Origin of the sequence: Corynebacterium yonathiae, from assembly GCF_027570195.1 — a bacterium.
In the GTDB taxonomy this organism is placed as follows: Bacteria; Actinomycetota; Actinomycetes; order Mycobacteriales; family Mycobacteriaceae; genus Corynebacterium; species Corynebacterium yonathiae.
Window position 1 is genome coordinate 12,023 of record NZ_JAKMUZ010000025.1, and the last position, 20,065, is coordinate 32,087.

Here is a 20,065-nt window from a genome sequence, read left to right on the forward strand (position 1 = left end):
TTTCTATCCTTTAGAAATCTCGTAGGCGGTCGCGGCAAAACTCCGCGTAATGAGCTGCAGTGAGCGGGCAAGATGCCCCAGGCCCGGTTCCGGGTCGTTGCTGCGGACTGCAAGCGAGTTGGGCAGGTTCGCCTCTTCCTGCCCCCAGAAAACCACCTTCAAGGGTACCAAAGCCCCCGTGGCACCATCGCCATCGATGAAGGGGTCAAAGAAGAGATCATCAGCCGGAGAGGTAGTGGAGTCGCGGTCGAGCGCACGCCGCAATTCTGCAGGGTCCACATAAGCGCTCGGCAAGCCGTGCACGGCCCAAATCGTTGCCGCCATCCGGGCCACGAGGGCATCGAGCTGTACGCGCTCACGGCGCTCGCAATAGGAGTACGGGTCGAGCACGCAGGAATGAATAATGCGGGCACCGTCGATGAATTCGCGCAGTTGACGCCCCGGATTTGTAGTGGCATCGCGCTCGGGAGAAAGCTGCGCGAGTTCGCGGTCTACTGCCGCAGCAAGATCCTCGAGGGTCTCCTTCACCGCAGCCGAGTCTTCATAGAGCAGGCAGCACAGCGCATGCAGCGCGGCGATGTTGCGAGCGGGCGAGCTGCCTTCCGCCGTAGGCAGGCAGGGAACAACGAGGGTATCGTCTGGACTGTCTTCCACTAGTGGGCCTTTGGCCGGACCGATGAGCACTGTGGTGGCGCCGCGCTGGCTGGCGGTAATCAGAGCGCGCGATGCCCAATCACACTCGCCGGGCTCGCCAACTACAACGACCACATCCAGCGCTCCCACGTAGCGTGGGAGTGATGCGGTGACCACGAGCGGGATGCGCAGCGGCTCGGCTAAGCCCACGCCCAAGTGGGCGGCTTGGCGAGCAATCGCATCGGTGGGAATAATTACCAGCGAGCGGGGGTTTAGCCCGCTTAGCACCTCTCCCCAGCGCTCCACTTCCCTGGCCAAAAGGCGGATTTGGGCGCCTTCGTGCGCAACATCAAAAAAGCGCACGGTTTCGGCATCATAATTACCGGTATCCATGTTGCCTAAGCATAGTCGGGCGCGCACTAAGATGGAGTCCTATGACTTCCGCACGAATTCATCCCGTAACCCTGATTGGCGGCGGCCCCGGCGCGTGGGACCTTATTACCGTGCGCGGCATGCGTGCCCTGCAGGATGCAGAGGTAATCCTCGCCGATCACCTAGGACCTACGGAGCAGCTCGACCAGCTGTGTGATATTTCTTCCAAAGAGCTCGTTGACGTCTCCAAGCTCCCCTATAAGAAGTCAATCTCGCAGGAAAAAATCAACAATCTGCTTATCGAGCATGCCCGCGCCGGCCGCAAGGTAGCCCGGCTCAAGGGAGGTGATCCCTTTGTCTTTGGGCGCGGCTTTGAAGAGGTTCAGGCGCTGGCGGAAGCGTCGATTCCTACCACGATCATTCCGGGAGTAACCTCAGCCATTTCCGTTCCCGCGAGCGTTGGCATCCCGGTAACCCAGCGCGGCATCGTCCACGGTTTCACAGTAGTTTCCGGCCACCTGCCCCCCGGCCATGAAAAGTCTTTGGTGGACTGGGCAGCGCTCGCCCGCTCTGGCGCCACGTTGGCGGTCATTATGGGTGTGAAAAACGCCCCAGCAATTGCCAATGCGCTTATCGATGCCTCCCTCTCCCCCTCCACCCCCTGCGCCATTATCCAAGAGGGCACGCTTTCTACTGAGCGCGCCTACCGCTGCACCTTGGCAACGCTGGCGCAGACGATGGCCAAGCACGCAATCTCCGCGCCGGCGGTCTACGTTATCGGTGAGGTGGCCGCGCTCTAGCAGACAGCAGGTGACAGGTCCACAAGGTCCGAGTGCCACCTTTCGGCCGCGGTTTCACCCCATCGGATCCGGGCTTCTGTTCCTTTGTGTGGCCAAAGGTCGCGGCGGAAATGTTACGGAAGGTCCGCGGCGGGGCTTTCGGGCGCTTTCTCCTCCACGATGGTTACGCCTGACCCGTGGCTGCTGCGGCCGCGGTGAGCTGTGATACGCTCCGGATAATCTGGGGCGTGGAAATCCGCATGCGCGGCTTCTTCGGCGTTTTCGGCTTCCAGTTCTGCGGCACGCGCACGCCGAGTGCGCAGCGCGCCACGAATGGTGGCAGCCACACCGCCTGCGACCACAACTGCAATGGCCACTGGGGCAACCGCCGGCGGCACTGACCAACCGAAATAAGTTTCGGCACCGCCGATAACCTTGCTGATATTTAATCCCACGATGGCTGTGCCCACCAGTCCGCCGAGCAAGACAGGGTTGATGCGGGAAATGAGCCACGCGGCGATGGGCGCAGTGATTGCGCCGCCTATAAGCAGCGCGATAACTGCAGCCAGGTTGGCGACGATGTCGTGCCAGAGTCCGAAGATAAAACCTGCGGTAGCTCCGAAGGTCACCAGGAACTCGGCGGCGTTGACCGTACCCACGATGCGGCGCGGCTGCTCGCGGCCGATAGCCATGAGTGTAGAGGTCGATACGGGGCCCCAACCGCCGCCACCGGTGGAATCGACGAATCCGCCTACTAGGCCAAGCCCGGCGAGAAATGGAGTGGAGTGGGTGCGCTTATAGGCGGACCCACGACGGCGCGGCTGGGAGAAGCGCCAGACGAGGTTAGCGCCGATACCCACCAGGATGAATGCGGTCACCGGGGCGGCTGCTGCGGTAGAGATATTAGACAGCAGCGTGGCCCCCAAAAAGGCGGCAATGCCGCCCGGCACGCCGAGGCGGAGCGCAGTCTTCCAGTCCACATTGCCGAAGCGTGCGTGACTCAATCCGGAGATGGCCGTGGTGCCCAGCTCGGCAGTATGTACGACGGCAGAGGCCTGGGCGGGGCCCAGGCCAGCAAGAAGCAGCATGGTGGTGGACGTGACGCCGAAGCCCATGCCGATGCCACCGTCTACGAGGTTGGCGGCCGCGCCGGCGAGCGCAATGAGAATGAGGGTTAGCATGGCGCATACACCTCCTGCGCAGTGCGGCGGGCGTGATAGAAGCGGTCTGCAACGAGAGTTGCGAGGTCAGTACCTAGCGGGCGGTCCACTGTTGCGGGAACGCCTTCCAAGCGATCAAGGAGCAAACCTTCGGTGACGAAGAGTGGAACAACACGCACGCGTGCAGGGTTCGTATACTCGCAACCCAGAGACACAATGCCTTCGCGGCCACCGCGGGTAGCGAATTCTGCCGTCGCGGGCACGCCGGTGAGCGCGAAGGTGCGTTGGGCGAGCCCACGTATGGCAGCGTTCGCCGCGGCATCGGAAGAGCCGACAGAATAGATAACGACGTGCGCATCACCGGGCTGGATGCGCGAGGCCACTACTCGGGCTAGGTCCTCGCCTGTACCGAGGCCTGCGGCGAGGTGGAGGGAAAGGTGAGAGGTATGGGAAGCGTCGGCAAGCGCGCGTGGGACATCCACACGCTGGTGGTAGCCTTGGGTAAAAAGAAGGGGAACCACAACAGCGTCGGTCTCGCCCAGTCGGGCAAGCTCGAGCGCAGCCGTAGTGAGATCGGGCTCGTTAAATTCCAGGTGCGCCGCGCGGGCCGGGCGCAATCCCGTGGCCCGGGTCAGCTCCTCGATGCCGGCCGCAGCGCCCGGGTGTCGCGAACCGTGGGACAGGGTAATGAGTGCGGGCATAGTGGCATCCTTAGGCCTTCGGCGCCGTGGTGTGACCGCGGCGGGCAAGCGAGCGCTGCAGGGCTTCGTTGGAGGACACGGCCGGTGCGGGGGCTACCGGGGCATCATCTTGTCCGTGAAAGCGCACGGAGAAAATCCGCAGGCATTCCTGGCACTTCCAGGCAAAGTCATCTTCATCATCTGGGAAGAGATCAGTGCCAGCGCAATAGGGGCAGAAGCTGGGATGGTTACGGTTGGGATTGGGCTGGCGGCGAAAATTCACTGCAAGTCCTCCTCTTCTGCGCGCAAGACCCAGTGGCGGAATTGCTCGCCTTTTTCGCGCTGCTCTTTGTATTTATTGACCAAGCGAATGACGTAATCGGGCACCTCATCGGCCACGACCTTGTGGCCGCGCAGCTTGCGCCCCCAGTCTGGTGACAAGCCAAGCGCGCCGCCCAAATGAACTTGAAAGCCTTCCACGCGGTTGCCCTCTGTGTCGGTGACAATCTGGCCTTTCAAGCCGATGTCCGAAACCTGCGAACGTGCACAGGCGTTGGGGCAACCATTAAGCGCAATGGAAATCGGCACATCCAAATCACCCAGGGTGTCTTCCAGGATGTCCACCAATTCGATGGCAAGAGCCTTGGTGGTCACGTGCGCAAGCTTGCAGAACTCCAAGCCGGTGCAGGAAATGACACCGCGGCGGAATTCGGAGGGCTGGGAGTACAGTCCGGTCTCATCGAGCGCACGGGACAGAGCCGGGATATCTTTTTCCTCCACATCGAGGAATAGAAGCTCCTTCATCGGGGTGGTGCGGATGCGAGTGATACCGAATTTCTCGGCCACGTCTGCGATTGCAATGAGCTGCTCGCCGGTGGCGTGACCTACGGTGGGTTTTACGCCTACGTAGAATTTGCCGTCCTTCTGGCGATGCACGCCTAGGTGATCGCGGGAACCGGGATTGATCTCCAGCGGGATGCCATCGAGTAAGGGCTTATCAAGGTATTCTTCTTCCAGCACCTGACGGAACTTTTCGATGCCCCACTTGGCCACCAAGAACTTCAGGCGGGCACGGTTGCGATTGCGGCGGAAGCCGTAATCACGGAAGATACCGACCACACCTGCCCACACCTCAGGCACGCGTTCTAGGGGCACCCAGGCGCCGAGGGACTGCGAGAGCATCGGATTGGTGGACAAGCCACCACCGACGAAGCAGTCGAACCCCGGGCCGTACTCGGGATGGTTCACGCCTACGAAGGCGACGTCTTGAATTTCATGCGTAACGTCCTGGCGGGCATTGCCAGAGATCGCGGTTTTAAATTTGCGCGGCAGATTATGAAACTCCTCGCGCGGCAGGTAGTTATTTTTAATCTCCTCGATGGCCGGGGTGGCGTCGATAACCTCGTCCTCGGCCACACCTGCAACTGGCGAGCCCAAAATGACGCGGGGAACGTCGCCACACCCCATTAGCGTACTTAGGCCGACCGACTCGAGCTTGTCCCAAATGGTGGGCACATCCTCGATACGAATCCAATGCAGCTGGATATTTTGGCGGTCCGTGAAGTCCGCGGTAGAGCGGGCATAATCACGCGAGATCTCACCCACAGCGCGCAGCTTGGCGGGATCGGCACGACCACCGTCGAAGCGCACGCGCATCATGAAGTACTCATCCTGCAGCTCCGCATTAGATAATTTGGCGGTCATCTCGCCGCCCAAGTTCTGGTTGCGCTGAGTATAAAGACCTAACCACTTGAATCGCGGGGCTAGGTCATCGGCTGGGATGGAGGAAAATCCCTGCTTAGAATAAATATCGATGACGCGCTGCTTGGCCGATAGCCCGCCGTCTTCCTGCTTAATTACCTCATCGTTATTGAGGGGCTCGGTACCGTCAATCTTCCATTGGCCTTCAGGCTTTTTGGCACGGGGAGTGCGCTTAGCATTAGTCGCGGTGGTCATGGTGTAGATCTCAACCTGCCTTTCCAAAGTATTGAAAGACAACCTACCCGTCTAAATTGAGCAGACAAAGCGGTCTTGTTTAATTTCAAGTGAAAAAACTCGATGAGCAGGGCAGACGTCAGACCATTATTAGAATCTAATTCGCCTGCTTGCCGCAACCTAGACTAGACGGTTCAATTGCCAGAAAAATAAAGCTAAGAAAATGAACCCAGCGGTCTAGCCCCGCGAGAAAGAGAAAGGCCTTCGCACAGCATGAATCAGCCCTTAAAAGTAGCCGTTATCGGTGCCGGCCCGGCCGGCATCTACGCCTCCGATATCTTGGTTAAGAAGACTGGCGGCGAGGTACACATTGATCTTATCGAGCAGATGCCCGCCCCCTTTGGCCTTATCCGTTACGGCGTAGCGCCGGACCACCCACGCATTAAGGGGATCATCAAGTCGCTTCACCGTGTGCTCGATACCGAGCAGATTCGCTTGCTGACCAACGTGCACATCGGGCGCGACATCACCGTCGATGAACTGCAGCAGCATTATGATGCCGTGGTCTTTGCCACCGGCGCCGTGGGCGACCGCCACCGCGATATCCCCGGCGCGGACCTCGACGGCGTGCATGGTGCCGGCGAGTTCGTTGGCTTCTACGATGGCAACCCGCGCTTCGAGCGCAATTGGGATCTTTCTGCGAAGGAGGTTGCAGTCATCGGCGTGGGCAATGTGGGCCTTGACGTCTCCCGCATTTTGGCGAAGACCGGCGAAGAGCTCAAGGTCACCGAAATCCCCGATAATGTCTACGAGTCCCTATCCCAGAACCAGGCCGAGACCGTTCGCGTCTTCGGCCGGCGCGGCCCGGCGCAGGCCAAGTTCACTCCGCAGGAGCTCAAGGAGCTGGACCATTCCGCGTCCATTAATGTCGTGGTCTCTCCCGAAGACATTGACTACGACGAGGCTTCCCTGGCCGCGCGCCAAGAAAGCAAGTCCACCGACTTGGTATGCCAGGTGCTTGAACAATACGCCATCCGCGATCCTAAAAAGGCACCGCACACCCTGCAGATTCACCTCTTTGAGAAGCCGGTGGAGATTTTGGGGAAGGACGGCAAAGTCTGCGGGATTAAGACCGAACGCACCGCCCTTAATGGAGATGGCAGCGTGCACGGTACTGGGAAGTTCACCGAGTGGCCGGTCCAGGCGGTCTATTTCGCCACCGGCTACCGCTCCGATGCAGTCGATGGCGTGCCCTTTAACGAGGACAAAAACGTCATCAATAACGATGGCGGCCATGTCATCGATGCGGCCGGCGAGGTAGTTCCGGGCCTGTACACCACCGGGTGGATTAAGCGCGGGCCAGTGGGGCTCATTGGCAATACCAAGTCCGATGCCACGGAGACAATTGGCATGCTGCTTGCCGACGCCGCCTCCGGCGCCCTCCCCTCCCCTTCCAGCGCCGCAGACATCACCGAGGTCCTTAGCGAGCGGGGAATCGAATACTTGACGTGGCAAGACTGGCAGCGTTTAGACGCGGCCGAGCGCGCACTTGGCGAGCGCGAGGGCCGCGAGCGCAAGAAATTCGTGGAGTGGGAGGACATGGTCTCCCACTCGCGCGCCGAAGTTTAGCGGCGGATGATGGCGAGGACTTCGTCAACGATGGCCTGAACTTCGTCGGCGGTCTTTGCCTCTACGTTGAGGCGCAACAGCGGCTCCGTATTGGAAGCGCGCACATTGAACCACGCCTCGGTTCCCTTGAGCTCGACGGTCACGCCATCGAGCTCGTCGACGGACTCAATCTTGTCCGCCAGCTCATCCAGCACCGCCTGGGTAGCGGCCTTCTGGTCCTCCACAGTGGAGTTGATTTCACCGGAGGCCTCATAGCGGGAGTACTCCGCCATGAGCTCGCTCAGCGGCTTATCGGACTGGCCAAGCGCGGCCAGCACATGCATGGCAGCGAGCATGCCGGAGTCCGCGTTCCAGAACTCCTGGAAGTAGTAGTGCGCGGAGTGCTCGCCGCCGAAGGCAGCCTTGTGCTCGGCCATCTGTGCCTTAATGAAAGAGTGGCCCACGCGGGTGCGCACCGGGGTGCCGCCCTTTTCCTGAATAAGCTCCGGCACGGTCTTGGAGGTAATCAGGTTGTGGATGATGGTAGCGCCGGGGAACTTTTCTAGGTAGCGCTCGGCCACCAGTGCGCAGATAGCGGATGGCGAGACCGGCTGGCCCTTTTCATCCACGACGAAGCAGCGGTCTGCATCGCCGTCGAATGCCAAGCCAATATCGGCCTTTTGATCCACGGTGAACTTCTGCAGGTCCACCAGATTCTTCGGATCGAGGGGGTTAGCCTCGTGGTTCGGGAAGGTACCGTCAAGCTCGAAATACAAGTCGCGGACGTCGAAAGGCAGACCATCAAAGACAGCTGGCACAGTGTGGCCGCCCATGCCGTTTGCGGCATCAACGGCCACGACGAGCGGCTTGGAATCCTCTAGCGGTACCAGCTTGCGCAGGAAGTCTGCGTAGCCGGCCAAAATCTCCTGCTCGGCAATCGCACCTGGGGTGCCGGTGAACTCTGGGGTGCCTTCGATAAGCATCTGCTTGATTTGCTCTAGGCCAGTTTCTTGTCCCACTGGCACCGCGCCAGCTCGGCAGAGCTTAATGCCGTTGTACTTAGCCGGGTTATGGGAGGCGGTAAACATCGCGCCCGCGCATTCCAGGGAGCCGGCGGCATAGTAGAGCTCATCGGTAGAGGTCAGACCGAGCAAGGTCACGTTAAGCCCCTGTGAGGTCACGCCCTCAGCAAAAGCGCGCGCCAAAGCCGGCGAGGACGGGCGCATGTCGTGGCCGACGGCCACGGTATTTTCACCTTCTTCCCGCAAGATGGCGGCAAACGCGGCGCCCGTATCGCGCACGAAGTTCTCATCGATATCTTCGCCCACGACGCCACGGACGTCATAGGCCTTAATTACTGCATCAAGATGCTCACGAGTACGCATAACCTGCAATAGTACCCCCGCCGGCTGGGAAACTATCGCACCACGGGGTACGTGTCAGTCCTGTTCCGGCTCGGCTGGCGCCGTTTCATCGGGCACTACCGAAAGGTGGGCGCGGCGTGCCTTTTTGGCATAAGCTACGCGACGGGTGCGAAAGACTGGGTGATTCGAGTTAGCGGGGTCCGCACCATCAAAGGTCGCGGAGTAGTCGATAGGGTCTGCGCCGGAGCCGGCGCTGCGGTCATCAACCAAGCCGGTGGTGACGCGGCCATCTTCCTTGACAGCCTCTGCCAGCGCCATCAAATCGTCTTCCTCGTCTAGCTCGATGCGGTCCACGCGCACCAGCTCCCAGCCCACTGGGGCGGAAATGCGGTCACGGTGGGTGGCGCACAAATCCCAGCTATGTGGGTTCTCTTCTTCCGCCAGCGGTCCGACGACGGCCGTCTGGTCCGCATAAGCGTAGGTCAATGTCGCCACGGCGGGACGGCCGCAGCCTGGGCGGGAGCAATGGCGAGAAATAGTCACAGCGCATAAGTCTAAACCCTTGGTTGAGATTTAGATAGTCTCCACTCCGGCGTGGCTACGCAAAATCCGGTCGGCCGGCACCATAGAATCAGGGGCATGACCGCCGTTCGCCCGCATATCCGTCCCGCCCGTGACCGCCACGGCCACGGCATGCACGGGCCCCTCCTTCCTCAGCAGACTCCGCGTTACCGCAGCGCGCGCGAGCACTTCGACATGGCCGTCTTGGAGGCTTATGCCCCTATCCAAAACTCTTTCGCACCACAGTTGCGCGGCCTCGACCTGGCTGTAGACACCATTCCACGTATGCGGCTTTCGCCCGATATGACCGTGCTGCCGGATGAGATTATTGCCGATGGTCCAGTCCCCCTCGGCCGGGTAGTTCCTGCTGGTGTAGATTCCGCAGGCCACCCCACCCGCGCCCGTTTGGTTATCTTCCGCATGCCGATCGAGCAGCGCGCTTCTAGCGCGTCCGAACGCTCCGAGCTCCTAGGCACCGTTATAACCGCACTCGTGGCCAACTACCTCAACCTAGATCCCGAGGAAGTAGACCCGCGCTATGGCTGGTAGCCACCCTTAAGCCCCCAGGCACCAGAACAGACAGCAGAAATGCCCCTGGCCGCACATTACGTGCTGGCCAGAGGCATTTCTGGATACCTTAATTATCCAATCTCGCGCTTGAGGCGGCGGCGTTCGCGGTCCGATAGCCCGCCCCAGATGCCGAAGCGTTCATCGTGCTCCAGCGCGTACTCGAGACATTCATCGCGCACCGCGCAGGCCTGGCAGATGCGCTTGGCCTCACGGGTAGAGCCTCCCTTTTCAGGGAAGAATGCTTCGGGGTCCGTCTGCGCACACAGCGCCTGGTCCTGCCACTCCTGCTCGACGGCACCGAAGAGTTCATCGAGCGACATCTCTGCAGCAGCACCGCCACGGAGAATGGCGTTGTTATTAGCCATTTTGTCCACGCCTTTTCCTTTCTCCGAGGTTGGGTAATTCTCATCAGCGCGACCGACTGTACACCACATTCCCCTCGGGCAACCCCCGCTGGGACCTTATGGAAGTAACAGCGTCGGTCGCCGTTTCTTTCACTGATGTAATTTCACACCGGATCACTAAATATCGTCAACCCGAATTGGCGGCTTCTTTGCACTTTCCGACAAAAACGCAGCACACGATCCCCATGCGTCACATTTGTAACACCCGATCCCCTATGGGGGTGTAGGTAGGGGGTACTACATGTAGTGGTGGCCCGTTTTTCTGTCAACAATTTTCAGAAAAGCCCGGCGTGTCGCGCGCACAATTTCACAAAGAAGGGATCCAACCTCGCTGTCAGACTGCACCGACGCCACCCCGTGGCGGCAGGTTAAGAGCGGCGAACAAATTAGCCCCATACAGAAAAGGCCGAACCGAGGAGGAAATTCTCTCGGTTCGGCCACTGCCGCCTAGGCCTAGCGGGGGCTCAGTCCGCGGTGGAGCCCTTAAGCATCGGAGCTAAAACGCACACCGGCATCGGGGATAGAAACGCCGGGGAAGACACGCATGCCGTCGAGAAGCTCGCAGCGTGCGCCGATGTGGGCACCCTCGCCAATGACGCAGTTCTCAATAACCGCGTTGGCGCCAATATGCGCGCCAGAAGCGATGATCGAGTTATGGATGATGGCACCCGGTTCAATGCGCACCCCGTCGAAGACAACAGTGCCCTCTAGACGGGAGCCAGCGCCCACCTCGGAGCCACGGCCCACGGCGGTACCGGATAGCAGAAGCACGCCACCGGCGATACCGGCCGAAGGATCCACCAGGGACTCACCGGTCTTGCCTTCAATCAGCGGGGAAGGCGCAATGCCGCGCACCAGGTCGGAAGAACCGCGAGTAAAGTCATCCGGCCGCCCCATGTCGCGCCAGTAGGAGTTATCAACGTGGCCGACCACAAGGCGGCCCTCCGCGAGTAGCCCTGGGAAGGTCTCGCGCTCCACGGAGACCACACGGTTAGCCGGAATAGACTCGATAACCGAACGCTTGAATACGTAGCAGCCTGCGTTGATCTGATTGGTGGGCGGATCCTCGGTCTTCTCCAGGAAGGCGGTCACCCGGCCGTTGGAATCGGTCGGCACGCAACCAAACGCGCGGGGGTCAGCCACGTTGAGCAGATGCATGGTGACATCGGCGTTCTTCTCATGGTGCGTAGTGAGAATACCCTCCAAGCCCATGCCAGAGAGCACATCGCCGTTAAAGACCATAACCGTGTCATTGCGCAGCTTGTCGTAGACATTACGAATGCCGCCGCCGGTACCAAGCGCGGTCTCTTCCACCACGTACTCGATTTCTAGGCCCAAGTCGGAGCCATCGCCGAAGTACTCCTCAAAGACCTCGGCCTTATAAGAGGTAGACATGACCACGTGTTCGATGCCGGCGGCCTTGATGCGGGCGAGCAAGTGCTGCAGGAACGGGTAGTTGGCCGTCGGCAGCATCGGCTTTGGCGTACCGATGGTTAGTGGGCGCAGGCGGGTGCCGCGACCGCCAACGAGAATCACTGCATCCGTGCTGGCACCGTGGGTGGTGGCTGCTTCAGTCATAGTCTTCCTTATGTATGCGGACAGTTTTATTCTGTGATTTTCTGAGGGACAGTGTAGAGCTTAAGGCGCTCAAACCAGGTCAACGGCACGCGCTCCAAGGCTTAAGAACGCGCCGACGCCGAGGCAATTAACCCGCGCACCCGCAGCCCCAGCCATAAAACACCCCGCAATGGGGCTTGCCACCAAGCAGGATGCCGGTCCGCTTGGAAGCGGTAGGCGGAATTGTGATGAGCGCGCAGCATGGCTCCGGCATGCGCTTGCGTGGAATGCCCTTTGGCATGACTAATAACGGCCTCCGGACAAAAGATGTTCTGGTACCCGGCACGAGCGAAGCGATCGCCAAGGTCCACGTCTTCGAGGTACATGAAATAGCGCTCATCAAATCCGCCGATGGCCTCGAAAGCTTCCCAGCGCACCAAAAGGCAGGAGCCGGACAACCAGCCGGCCGGGCGCTGTGTGGTCATGTCGGATTCATTGCGGTAGGCCCGCGACCATGGATTAGAGGGCCAAATCGAGGAAAAGAGCGCGTGCCCAATGCCAGTAGCAACGGTGGGCACGGCGCGGGCCGAAGGATAATTGCTGCCGTCTGGTTCCACGATGCGCGGGCCTACGGCCGCCGCATCAGGCCACTGGCGGGCACACTCGATGAGTCGGTCGATGGATCCCGGGGAAAAGGCAACATCTGGGTTAGAGATAAGGAAAAACTCCTCATCCACCCCGCCGTGCTCACGGGCGAAGCGCGCTCCGGCATTCATGCCAGCGCCGTATCCGATATTCCCGCCGGTATCGAGAAAGTCGACCTCAGCGCGCTCGCGAGCGGCCGCTTCGGGTACGCCGTCGGTGGAGCCATTATCCGCCAGAACAACCTTGGTGTCGCAGGCGCACGCGCTCGGCAGGGAGTCTAAAAAACTACCGAGGTATTCACCGGGGCTATAGGTCACGGTGATAACGGCCAGCGGGGATTGAGTTGGAGTAGTCACAATGGCCCCGAGCTTAGTCACCGGCGCTCCTCGCACTTGGCAGGGACACTGCCCGAACACGCGAAATCGGACACGGATCACTAATTTTTAACCGTTCTGCCCTAAACTGTCTCCAGATCCCCACCAATTTAGAAAGCCTTAACTTGTGACTTCTGAGAACACTCGCCGGGCGCGCACCATCCAGCCGGCGCCCTCTGCCGCTAACGCGGTAAAGCAAAAAGGTTCGACGGCCATCAAGGCAATCATTGCCCTCCTGTCCACTTTGATCCTGGTGGTATCTGGCGTAGGTTATGCCACGGTGGGCCGGCTGGATAATGGAATGTCCTCGGCCCAGGACTTGTCCCTGGGCGGCCAGGGCCTTTCGGGTGATTCGCTCGATGGCGCAGTGGATATCTTGCTGGTGGGCAAGGATTCCCGTACCGACGCTAAGGGCGATCCCCTCTCCGATAAGGAACTGGCAGATCTGCACGCCGGCGTGGCCGATGGTGAGGAAAACACCGACACCATGATGCTTATTCGTGTTCCGGAGGATGGTTCCCGTGCTACTGCCGTGTCCATCCCGCGCGATACGTATGTCAAGGATCCGGAATACGGCAATATGAAGATGAATGCCGTATTCGCTTCCCATAAAAACGCCAAGGTGGAAGAACTCGAACAGGAAAACGCCGAGGCAGAATCCAAGGGCAAAAAGAAACCGCACTCGGATAAGGACATCGAAAAGCAGGGCGTCGAGGCCGGCCGTGAAGGATTGTTGGCTATGGTGCGCACCCTCACCGGTGTGTCCATCGACCACTACGCGGAGGTGGGTCTCTTGGGCTTTACCCTGCTGACTGATGCCGTCGATGGCGTCGAAGTCTGCCTCAACGATGACGTTAATGACGAGATGTCTGGCGCTCAGTTCAGCAAGGGCAAGCAGACCCTTGATGGCGCCAAGGCTCTCGCCTTCGTACGCCAGCGCTATAACCTCCCGCGTGGCGATCTCGACCGCATCGTACGCCAGCAGGCTTTCATGGCCTCCTTAGTCAATAAGATCTTGGACAATGACACCCTGGCCAACCCCTCCAAGCTGTCCAAGATTGCCAAGGCCGTGGAGCGCTCCGTAGTCATCGATGAGGGCTGGGACATCATGGGCTTTGTCACCCAGCTGGCAGGGCTCGCCGGCGGCAATGTTACGTTCACCACTATCCCGGTCACCTCCATCGACGGCCAGGGCGATTTTGGCGAATCCATCGTCACTATTGACGCCTCTGAGGTCCACCGCTTCATGGATGACCTAGCCAAGAGCCACGATGAAGCTACCGAAGAATCTAAGGCCGAAGATAAGGACAAACAGGATAAGGCGGAAAAAGACGAAGACGTCGACCCGAATATCAATATTCACGTCCTCAACGCCGGCAATATTGATGGCCTAGCTTCCGGCATCGGCTCCTGGCTAGAGGGCAAGGGTTATACCGTAGAGCGTTCCGCCAATGCACAACCAGGAATCTACAGCGAGTCCCAAGTCGTAGCCGCCGATCCGTCGAGCGAGGAGGCTAAGGCCCTAGCCAAGAAGCTGGGTGGACTGCCGGTAGCAGAGAACTCGGAGCTCGATGATGACACCCTCATCGTGGTTGCTACCGATAACTACCAGGGCCCCTCCGATAAGGAGGCCAGTGCCCAAGAGCCGGAGGCAGATAAGTCCAGCCAACCGGTAGGTACCCCGGGCGATGATTTCGGTACCGCCAAGGTTTCCCCAGAGATCGATGCTGGTGGCGACGGCCCGCGCTGCGTGAACTAGCACTTCTCCCCTACGATGGGCGGGTATGGAACTACTCGCCCATCTTTTGCGTGCCGACGCCGCCTCCCCGCGGCTTACCGTATATAACGAGGCCACCGGCGCACGCATGGATTTTTCCGCGCAAACGCTCGACAATTGGGTAGCCAAGATCGCCAATATGTTGGAAGAAGAGCTCGATTTAGAGCCGGATTCCATCATCGCCATCGATCTCCCGACCTCGTGGCAGGCAGCCGTTGTGGCCTTGGGCGCACTCGCCTCTGGCCCTTCCTATAGCTTTGGCGAGTCTGCCGCGCTTGCCGACGTCGTCTTTACCTCCCCATCCCGCTACACCGCCGCCCACGAGCGCCAGCCGCAGGCTGATATCGTGCTCATCAGTGAGGACCCCTTCGGCCGCGGAGTCGTAGAATCCGGCGGGGAGCTTCCCACCGGCGCCATCGATTTTGGCCCCACCGTGCGCTTCTATGGCGATCAGTACTTTGGCGAAACCCAGCCACTGCCCCAGCTTGTTGATGCCCCCGCCTCCGCGGAGCGCCTGCTGTCTACCGGCTGGTCCGATAATGAGTCCTTTTCCCGCGCCGTACTCGAGCCCCTCGCCGCAGGTGGTTCCGCAGTCATCATTGCCGGAATGTGCCCAGCCGATCGGCTGGAGGAAATCGCCGCCAACGAGAAGGCCACCGCGCGCCTCTAACGGTTTTAGGCTGCGCGGCGGGCCCAGATAAACTTAACCGTCATTATGTTTCTGGGAATCTCCGCGGACGCATGGTCCTATGTTTTCATTGGCGTTCTTATCCTCGCCGGCACCATTACTCAAGGCACCATCGGTTTTGGCTTGGGCACTATTGCCACCCCGCTCATCGCTCTCGTTCGTCCCGAGCTCGTGCCCACGCTCATTCTGCTGCTCGCGCTATGCATTTCTAGCTACACGCTCTCGCGAACCTTCCGCGAGACATCCTGGCGCGTCGTAGGTATCTCTACCCTCGCCCGCATCCCCGGTTCCGTGTTGGGTGCTTGGGCAATCGCGAGCCTCTCCTCCGACGGGCTGTCCATCTTCATCGGTTGTGCCGTGCTCCTAGCCATGACGCTGTCCAGTTTGGGATGGAGCCCGCGCCCGACCACCCTCAACACGCTCATCGCTGGAATAGCCTCCGGCATCCTAGGCACCTCCACCTCCATCGGAGGCCCACCCATGGCGCTCATAATGAAGCGATTCGATCCAGCCCGCACCCGCGGCACTCTAGCGGGCACTTTTGTCCTCGGAACCTTAATTTCTCTTATTATCCTGGCGCTTAACGGGCAGATTAGCAGCACCCAAGTGTCCGCTGCGGCGGCCTATTTCCCTCTCGTTGTCATCGGACTCATTGGCGCAAACTACCTCAACCGATTTATAGATAGGCACCTCCTCAACCGCATCGTCATCATTGTGGCAATCTCTGCAGCCCTCATGCTCATCATCGAAGCTGCCCTACTCTAGCCCCGCCCATCACCCCTCAGCGCAAGCCCCCGATAGGCTCCTGTTGCGAAACGCTCCAAACTCTGCCATGTAAACGCCTATAACGTATGTCACGTAACATTCACCATTAAGCATTTTATAACCCCCATCCACCCGCTTAAATGCAGCGCACGACGCATATTGTGACACGTCCACAACTTTCCAAGGGGGCCTAACATCCCCCCATAGAGCGACCAATCACCCCTATAAGGGGGTTAGTCAAATGCCCCCTCCAGCAGCCATGTATAGACATTTTCCAATCTATAAATTTCGACGCACTATCGGCCGCTTAGCGGGAACAAGATCCAATTAACCGCTTGGCCTATATAAAAATTACCTACCCTCCAGCCGTGCAGATATATAGACATCTAAGAGATGAATTAACTCTAAGCCTGTTTTAGCGTTCTCTTAGCGCAACATCGAGAGTTGCTGGATTTCATTCATAAGTTCATTCATTTTCTAACTACATTAGGAGAAGTTCTATATGTCGATTCGTCGTCGCATGACCGGCCTGACCGCCGGCCTCATCGTCGCCGGCACCGCATTCGCGGCACCGCTGGCTGGCGCCACCACCCAGACCGAGTCCTACCCGGAGACCCCGGCGCTGAACCCGGATCTGCCGATCATCCACACCACCCACGGTTCCGACCAAATGAAGGCGAATATCCTGAACCCTCGCCCGGTATGTAACCCGTGGGAAGACCACCGCACCGTGGTCTACAAGGTTTCCGATCGCTTCCTGCCGGCCGGCACCATTTCCACCACCAACCAGACCAAGAAGGACATCCCGCTGCAGCAGGACCTGTCCAAGTCTCAGTCCATCTCCGTTTCCGTCAACGGTGACCGCACCGAGACCACGTCCATGAACCTGGGCGGCAAGGGCTCCGGCAAGAATGCTGAAGGCTCCGCAGGCATCTCTCACGAGATTGCTACCAAGATTGGTGCTAGCGCTTCCTACTCCCTGTCTTGGGAGGCTGGCCAGTCCATCGGACCTTATGACGTTCCGCCAAACCACACCGGTGAAGCCACCTACGGCTTCCGCGTGCTGAACATGACCGGTACCCAGCAGTACTGCAAGCCAAACGGCACCTGGTCCACCCCGACCGCTTGGAATGCACTGCAGCCGGTTAAGAACGAAGTTCGCGTCAAGCTGTACGATAAGCTGTCTGACTCCTACGCTCCTAACAAGGATGCCCAGAACACCACTGACGTCAACGACCCGAAGGTTGTGGAAGAGGACAAGAACCTCGAGGCTGACGCAGAGGTAATCAAGGACACCGAGGGCACCGCCAAGGAAGACGCCGAGAAGGTTTCCGAGGCAGAGGGCAAGAACGAAGAGGCTGCTGACAAGAAGAAGCAGGAAGAGGTTGACGCCAAGGAGGACAAGAAGGACTCCAAGCACAAGCTCGACCTCGAGCCTTACATGACCGTTTCCGGCGCTAAGCACGCTGGTTTCGCAGGCACCGTTGCAGTCCGCGCCAAGAACGTTGGCTCTGAGCGCTACTACGGCGAGTTCCCAGCTACCCAGTTCCGCGTTGATGTGAAGACCGCCAAGGGCCCGAAGGGCGTTGACCGCCTCATCACTCCGCGTTCCTCCAACGGCGCTCACATCCGTGACCTGGGCTTCAACGAGAAGACCTCCACCCGTTCCTTCGAGGTAACCCTGGCTAACCCGATTAACGCTGGCGAAGAGGCTCGCATCGCTAACCTGGACTTCGGCGACGGCAAGACCAAGGAAGGCCGCCTCATCAACAACATCGAGGTAACCCAGACCTCCCGTATCAAGGGTGACGACTCCAAGCACAACGACCAGAACGTTGACTCCCGCGAGCACACCTTGAATGACTTTGGCAAGAAGGCTGAGGGCCTCTTCTAAGAACCCCCTATTCTTCCCTAGGAACATAGTTTCCTAGCCAGTGCCATACAAAAGGCCGCTGCACCACTGATGGTGCGGCGGCCTTTTGCTTGTTCATTTCCTTTTACATGGAAACACAGATTTCCTGTGGCGCTAGTTGGCTCCGTTGTCGCCACCGCTGGCCACATTAAGGCCCTCAAACTGCAGGTATTGACGGACCCGGATCTGTTCTTCCCTAAGTACAATCTTGCCCCGGTTATCCGCACCGAGGTTCTAGATGAACACCCAGAAGTTGAAGAGCTCTTCGCTCCCTTGTCACAGCTGCTTACCGACGAAAAGATGCAAGAATTTAACGCCCGCATCGACGGTGAGGACTACACCACCGTGGCACTCGATTTCTTGCGCGACGAAAACCTGATCGCGGACTAGCTGCCAGACCTTAGCAAGATTCCCAAAGACCGTTGCGCCACCCACGGTGCGACGGCCTTTAAAATTTACTTAACTTAGATCACACTTTTACTTTCGTTCGCCAAAACCTTCAGATAGATTGTTTATGTTGTCTTATTCACACGTACTGAAGGATGAATTCTATGTCTCACACGACTGCGAATGCGCCTGTTTCACCGGCCGGTTCACCCACTACCGGCGACGCAGACACCCCAAGCGGCAGCCAGGTGACCACTAATAAGGCAGTCAATAGCCAGTGGACCATCACGCTCTTCGGCACTGCCGTGGGCGCAGGCATCCTCTTTTTGCCGATCTCCGCCGGCAGCTTCGGCTTCATCCCGCTACTGGTAGCCACCCTGCTCATCTTCCCGATGACTTACCTAGCCCACCGTGCCTTTTCCTGGATCATTAGCTACTCACCGCTGCATGGCGAAGATGTCCTTGCAGTACTCACCCACTTCTTTGGCCGCGGAAACGGCATCATTCTCGCCATCATCTACTGGTTCACCATTTTCCCAGTGGTACTCATTTACGGCGTCTCGATTACTAATACGGTTAATAGCTTCATCGTCAACCAGCTAAGCGGGCCAGAAATTTCCCGGTATATCCTCGCGCCACTGTGTGTGGGCCTGATGACCCTCGCACTCGCCTTTGGAAATACCATCATGCTGAAGATTGCCCAGTTCGTGGTTTATCCACTTATCGTGGCACTGGCAGCAGTATCGCTCTACCTCATTCCGCAATGGGACCTCGGGTCCTTCATGGAGGCCGGCGATCACACCGCCGGTGGCATCCTCAAGGCCATTATCCTTCCCGTCTTGGTCTTCTCTTTCTCTTTCGTTGCCGCCATCTCCCAATTCTCCCTAGGCATGGAAAAGGAATACGGCGCGGATCACCACGCGCAATCCGATAAAGTTATCCGCAATTCCGCCGTTCTGCTGACCATCTTCACCATGTTCTTTGTCTGGTCCTGCGCCCTGGCCATGGGCGCAGACGGCATGCAGGAGGCAAATGAAAAGAACCTGCCGGTGCTTTCCTACTTCGCCAACGAAACCGGCACCCCATTTATGGCGTACATGGCGCCCATCGTGGTGATCTGTGCAGTAGCCTCCTCCTATTTCGGCCACGCACTCGGCACCATCGAGGGCACCCAGTACCTCTTCAACCTCGCCGCACCGAAGGCCACGAAGAAAATGTCCACGCGCACGCTTGATCTGTGGACCTACCTCTTCATCTTCGTCGCCACGTCCCTGGTGGGTATTTTCAACCCCTCCATTTTGGACATGATTTCGATCGTTGGCGGTGTCTTCTTTGCCTTTATGACCTATTTACTTCCTATCTTGGTCATCTACCGAGTGGACGCACTTGCCCGCTTCCGCGGCAAAAAGACCAACTATTTCGTGGCGGTCATGGGCTTTATCGTGCTCTTTGCCACCATCTGGGGAATGTTCCAATAATCCCACAAAACGTGGCTCGACAAGGACTTTTCCTGTCTGGCAAGGTGGGGCATCATGCCAGAACAGGAAAAGGCGCCGCACACACCTGCAATGCATTGGCGCGGATGCAAATACTGCCGAAAGCTATGACTACTAACCCACAATTGGGCTAGCAGCAAACTTTCAGTAACTGGCAGCGACCTATCAGGCACAATCCATTGTGGTAGCAGCCCCGTACCCCATACTTAAGTCATGCGTTTGAGAGAGCGCATACGAGAGAGATAGAGAGAACCCCTCAGTTTCCAGAGGGCGGCTTTGGCCGATACATGGAAACACCTTGTAGAGAGAGACGCCTACGGCCCTCGGTTCCTTCCGGTTCCGAGGGCCGTAGGCGTTTTCATCTTCTTATAGCGAAGCGCTAATGGTGCAGCTTATTC

Annotated in this window: 19 protein-coding genes; 9 read left to right on the top strand and 10 right to left on the bottom strand. The window is 58.9% G+C overall.

What is annotated here, in order from left to right; genetic code table 11:
• Positions 1 to 3 precede the first annotated feature (3 nt).
• On the bottom strand, positions 4 to 1,026 hold the full coding sequence (locus L8V22_RS10940; RefSeq protein ID WP_238801287.1) for an exopolyphosphatase: 1,023 nt from the start codon (positions 1,024 to 1,026) through the stop codon (positions 4 to 6).
• Between the two features lie 41 nt (positions 1,027 to 1,067).
• Here L8V22_RS10940 and cobA point away from each other — a divergent pair, with 41 nt between their 5' ends.
• Positions 1,068 to 1,805: a uroporphyrinogen-III C-methyltransferase gene (gene cobA, locus L8V22_RS10945; RefSeq protein ID WP_238801286.1), complete on the top strand. Its 738-nt coding sequence runs from the start codon at positions 1,068 to 1,070 to the stop codon at positions 1,803 to 1,805.
• A 113-nt stretch (positions 1,806 to 1,918) separates the two neighbouring features.
• On the opposite strand, the gene L8V22_RS10950 is transcribed toward cobA, so the two are convergent.
• Genes L8V22_RS10950 through L8V22_RS10965 form a run of 4 tightly spaced genes read right to left on the bottom strand, consistent with a single transcriptional unit; the run spans position 1,919 to position 5,580 of the window.
• Complete coding sequence (locus L8V22_RS10950; RefSeq protein ID WP_238801285.1) at positions 1,919 to 2,965, bottom strand: sulfite exporter TauE/SafE family protein; 1,047 nt, start codon at positions 2,963 to 2,965, stop codon at positions 1,919 to 1,921.
• Positions 2,959 to 3,645 (bottom strand): sirohydrochlorin chelatase, encoded by a 687-nt coding sequence (locus tag L8V22_RS10955; RefSeq protein WP_238801284.1) that lies wholly within the window; start codon positions 3,643 to 3,645, stop codon positions 2,959 to 2,961. Before L8V22_RS10955 ends, L8V22_RS10950 begins: the two co-directional genes overlap by 7 nt.
• Positions 3,646 to 3,655: 10 nt before the next feature.
• Positions 3,656 to 3,907, bottom strand: a complete 252-nt coding sequence (locus L8V22_RS10960) for a hypothetical protein (protein WP_238801283.1) — start codon at positions 3,905 to 3,907, stop codon at positions 3,656 to 3,658.
• Positions 3,904 to 5,580, bottom strand: a complete 1,677-nt coding sequence (locus tag L8V22_RS10965; protein ID WP_269966546.1) for a nitrite/sulfite reductase — start codon at positions 5,578 to 5,580, stop codon at positions 3,904 to 3,906. The genes L8V22_RS10960 and L8V22_RS10965 overlap by 4 nt, the downstream gene beginning before the upstream one ends.
• A gap of 252 nt (positions 5,581 to 5,832) precedes the next feature.
• Here L8V22_RS10965 and L8V22_RS10970 point away from each other — a divergent pair, with 252 nt between their 5' ends.
• Positions 5,833 to 7,188, top strand: a complete 1,356-nt coding sequence (locus L8V22_RS10970; RefSeq protein WP_238801281.1) for an FAD-dependent oxidoreductase — start codon at positions 5,833 to 5,835, stop codon at positions 7,186 to 7,188.
• On the opposite strand, the gene L8V22_RS10975 is transcribed toward L8V22_RS10970, so the two are convergent.
• The gene (locus L8V22_RS10975; protein WP_238801280.1) at positions 7,185 to 8,552 is read right to left on the bottom strand and encodes a phosphomannomutase/phosphoglucomutase; all 1,368 of its coding nucleotides are present in this window, start codon (positions 8,550 to 8,552) and stop codon (positions 7,185 to 7,187) included. The two genes, L8V22_RS10970 and L8V22_RS10975, sit on opposite strands and share 4 nt — an antisense overlap.
• Before the next feature lie 54 nt (positions 8,553 to 8,606).
• On the bottom strand, positions 8,607 to 9,074 hold the full coding sequence (locus tag L8V22_RS10980; protein ID WP_269966547.1) for a DUF3499 domain-containing protein: 468 nt from the start codon (positions 9,072 to 9,074) through the stop codon (positions 8,607 to 8,609).
• A gap of 96 nt (positions 9,075 to 9,170) precedes the next feature.
• Here L8V22_RS10980 and L8V22_RS10985 point away from each other — a divergent pair, with 96 nt between their 5' ends.
• Positions 9,171 to 9,641, top strand: a complete 471-nt coding sequence (locus L8V22_RS10985) for a metallopeptidase family protein (protein WP_238801279.1) — start codon at positions 9,171 to 9,173, stop codon at positions 9,639 to 9,641.
• Positions 9,642 to 9,733: 92 nt separating this feature from the next.
• On the opposite strand, the gene L8V22_RS10990 is transcribed toward L8V22_RS10985, so the two are convergent.
• The 3 genes from L8V22_RS10990 to L8V22_RS11000 form a co-directional block, all read right to left on the bottom strand.
• A complete protein-coding gene (locus L8V22_RS10990) occupies positions 9,734 to 9,982 on the bottom strand; it encodes a WhiB family transcriptional regulator (protein WP_005528147.1) in 249 nt (82 codons plus the stop codon).
• 567 nt (positions 9,983 to 10,549) lie between these two features.
• Positions 10,550 to 11,644, bottom strand: coding sequence for a mannose-1-phosphate guanylyltransferase (gene manB / locus L8V22_RS10995; RefSeq protein WP_238801278.1), 1,095 nt, complete (start codon positions 11,642 to 11,644; stop codon positions 10,550 to 10,552).
• A gap of 101 nt (positions 11,645 to 11,745) precedes the next feature.
• Entirely contained in the window at positions 11,746 to 12,645 is a 900-nt protein-coding gene (locus tag L8V22_RS11000) for a glycosyltransferase family 2 protein (protein WP_238801277.1), read from the bottom strand.
• Between the two features lie 124 nt (positions 12,646 to 12,769).
• Here L8V22_RS11000 and L8V22_RS11005 point away from each other — a divergent pair, with 124 nt between their 5' ends.
• The 6 genes from L8V22_RS11005 to L8V22_RS11030 all read left to right on the top strand — a co-directional run bounded on the left by L8V22_RS11005 (position 12,770) and on the right by L8V22_RS11030 (position 19,649).
• Positions 12,770 to 14,401, top strand: coding sequence for an LCP family protein (locus L8V22_RS11005; protein WP_238801276.1), 1,632 nt, complete (start codon positions 12,770 to 12,772; stop codon positions 14,399 to 14,401).
• A 25-nt stretch (positions 14,402 to 14,426) separates the two neighbouring features.
• Entirely contained in the window at positions 14,427 to 15,089 is a 663-nt protein-coding gene (locus L8V22_RS11010; protein WP_238801275.1) for a TIGR03089 family protein, read from the top strand.
• A 45-nt stretch (positions 15,090 to 15,134) separates the two neighbouring features.
• On the top strand, positions 15,135 to 15,872 hold the full coding sequence (locus L8V22_RS11015; protein WP_238801274.1) for a sulfite exporter TauE/SafE family protein: 738 nt from the start codon (positions 15,135 to 15,137) through the stop codon (positions 15,870 to 15,872).
• A 502-nt stretch (positions 15,873 to 16,374) separates the two neighbouring features.
• A complete protein-coding gene (locus L8V22_RS11020; protein WP_238801273.1) occupies positions 16,375 to 17,766 on the top strand; it encodes a hypothetical protein in 1,392 nt (463 codons plus the stop codon).
• A gap of 126 nt (positions 17,767 to 17,892) precedes the next feature.
• Positions 17,893 to 18,174 carry a glycine betaine ABC transporter substrate-binding protein gene (locus L8V22_RS11025; RefSeq protein ID WP_238801272.1) on the top strand — a complete coding sequence of 94 codons (282 nt, stop codon included), beginning with the start codon at positions 17,893 to 17,895 and terminating at the stop codon, positions 18,172 to 18,174.
• Positions 18,175 to 18,335: 161 nt separating this feature from the next.
• Complete coding sequence (locus tag L8V22_RS11030; protein ID WP_238801271.1) at positions 18,336 to 19,649, top strand: amino acid permease; 1,314 nt, start codon at positions 18,336 to 18,338, stop codon at positions 19,647 to 19,649.
• Positions 19,650 to 20,065 lie beyond the last annotated feature (416 nt).

Bases quoted from the DNA above. Each gene is read 5' to 3' on its own strand.
- L8V22_RS10940 (WP_238801287.1), bottom strand. From the start codon at position 1,026: ATGGATACCGGTAATTATGATGCCGAAACCGTGCGCTTTTTTGATGTT.
- cobA (WP_238801286.1), top strand. From the start codon at position 1,068: ATGACTTCCGCACGAATTCATCCCGTAACCCTGATTGGCGGCGGCCCC.
- L8V22_RS10950 (WP_238801285.1), bottom strand. From the start codon at position 2,965: ATGCTAACCCTCATTCTCATTGCGCTCGCCGGCGCGGCCGCCAACCTC.
- L8V22_RS10955 (WP_238801284.1), bottom strand. From the start codon at position 3,645: ATGCCCGCACTCATTACCCTGTCCCACGGTTCGCGACACCCGGGCGCT.
- L8V22_RS10965 (WP_269966546.1), bottom strand. From the start codon at position 5,580: ATGACCACCGCGACTAATGCTAAGCGCACTCCCCGTGCCAAAAAGCCT.
- L8V22_RS10970 (WP_238801281.1), top strand. From the start codon at position 5,833: ATGAATCAGCCCTTAAAAGTAGCCGTTATCGGTGCCGGCCCGGCCGGC.
- L8V22_RS10975 (WP_238801280.1), bottom strand. From the start codon at position 8,552: ATGCGTACTCGTGAGCATCTTGATGCAGTAATTAAGGCCTATGACGTC.
- L8V22_RS10985 (WP_238801279.1), top strand. From the start codon at position 9,171: ATGACCGCCGTTCGCCCGCATATCCGTCCCGCCCGTGACCGCCACGGC.
- L8V22_RS10990 (WP_005528147.1), bottom strand. From the start codon at position 9,982: ATGTCGCTCGATGAACTCTTCGGTGCCGTCGAGCAGGAGTGGCAGGAC.
- manB (WP_238801278.1), bottom strand. From the start codon at position 11,644: ATGACTGAAGCAGCCACCACCCACGGTGCCAGCACGGATGCAGTGATT.
- L8V22_RS11010 (WP_238801275.1), top strand. From the start codon at position 14,427: ATGGAACTACTCGCCCATCTTTTGCGTGCCGACGCCGCCTCCCCGCGG.
- L8V22_RS11015 (WP_238801274.1), top strand. From the start codon at position 15,135: ATGTTTCTGGGAATCTCCGCGGACGCATGGTCCTATGTTTTCATTGGC.
- L8V22_RS11020 (WP_238801273.1), top strand. From the start codon at position 16,375: ATGTCGATTCGTCGTCGCATGACCGGCCTGACCGCCGGCCTCATCGTC.
- L8V22_RS11030 (WP_238801271.1), top strand. From the start codon at position 18,336: ATGTCTCACACGACTGCGAATGCGCCTGTTTCACCGGCCGGTTCACCC.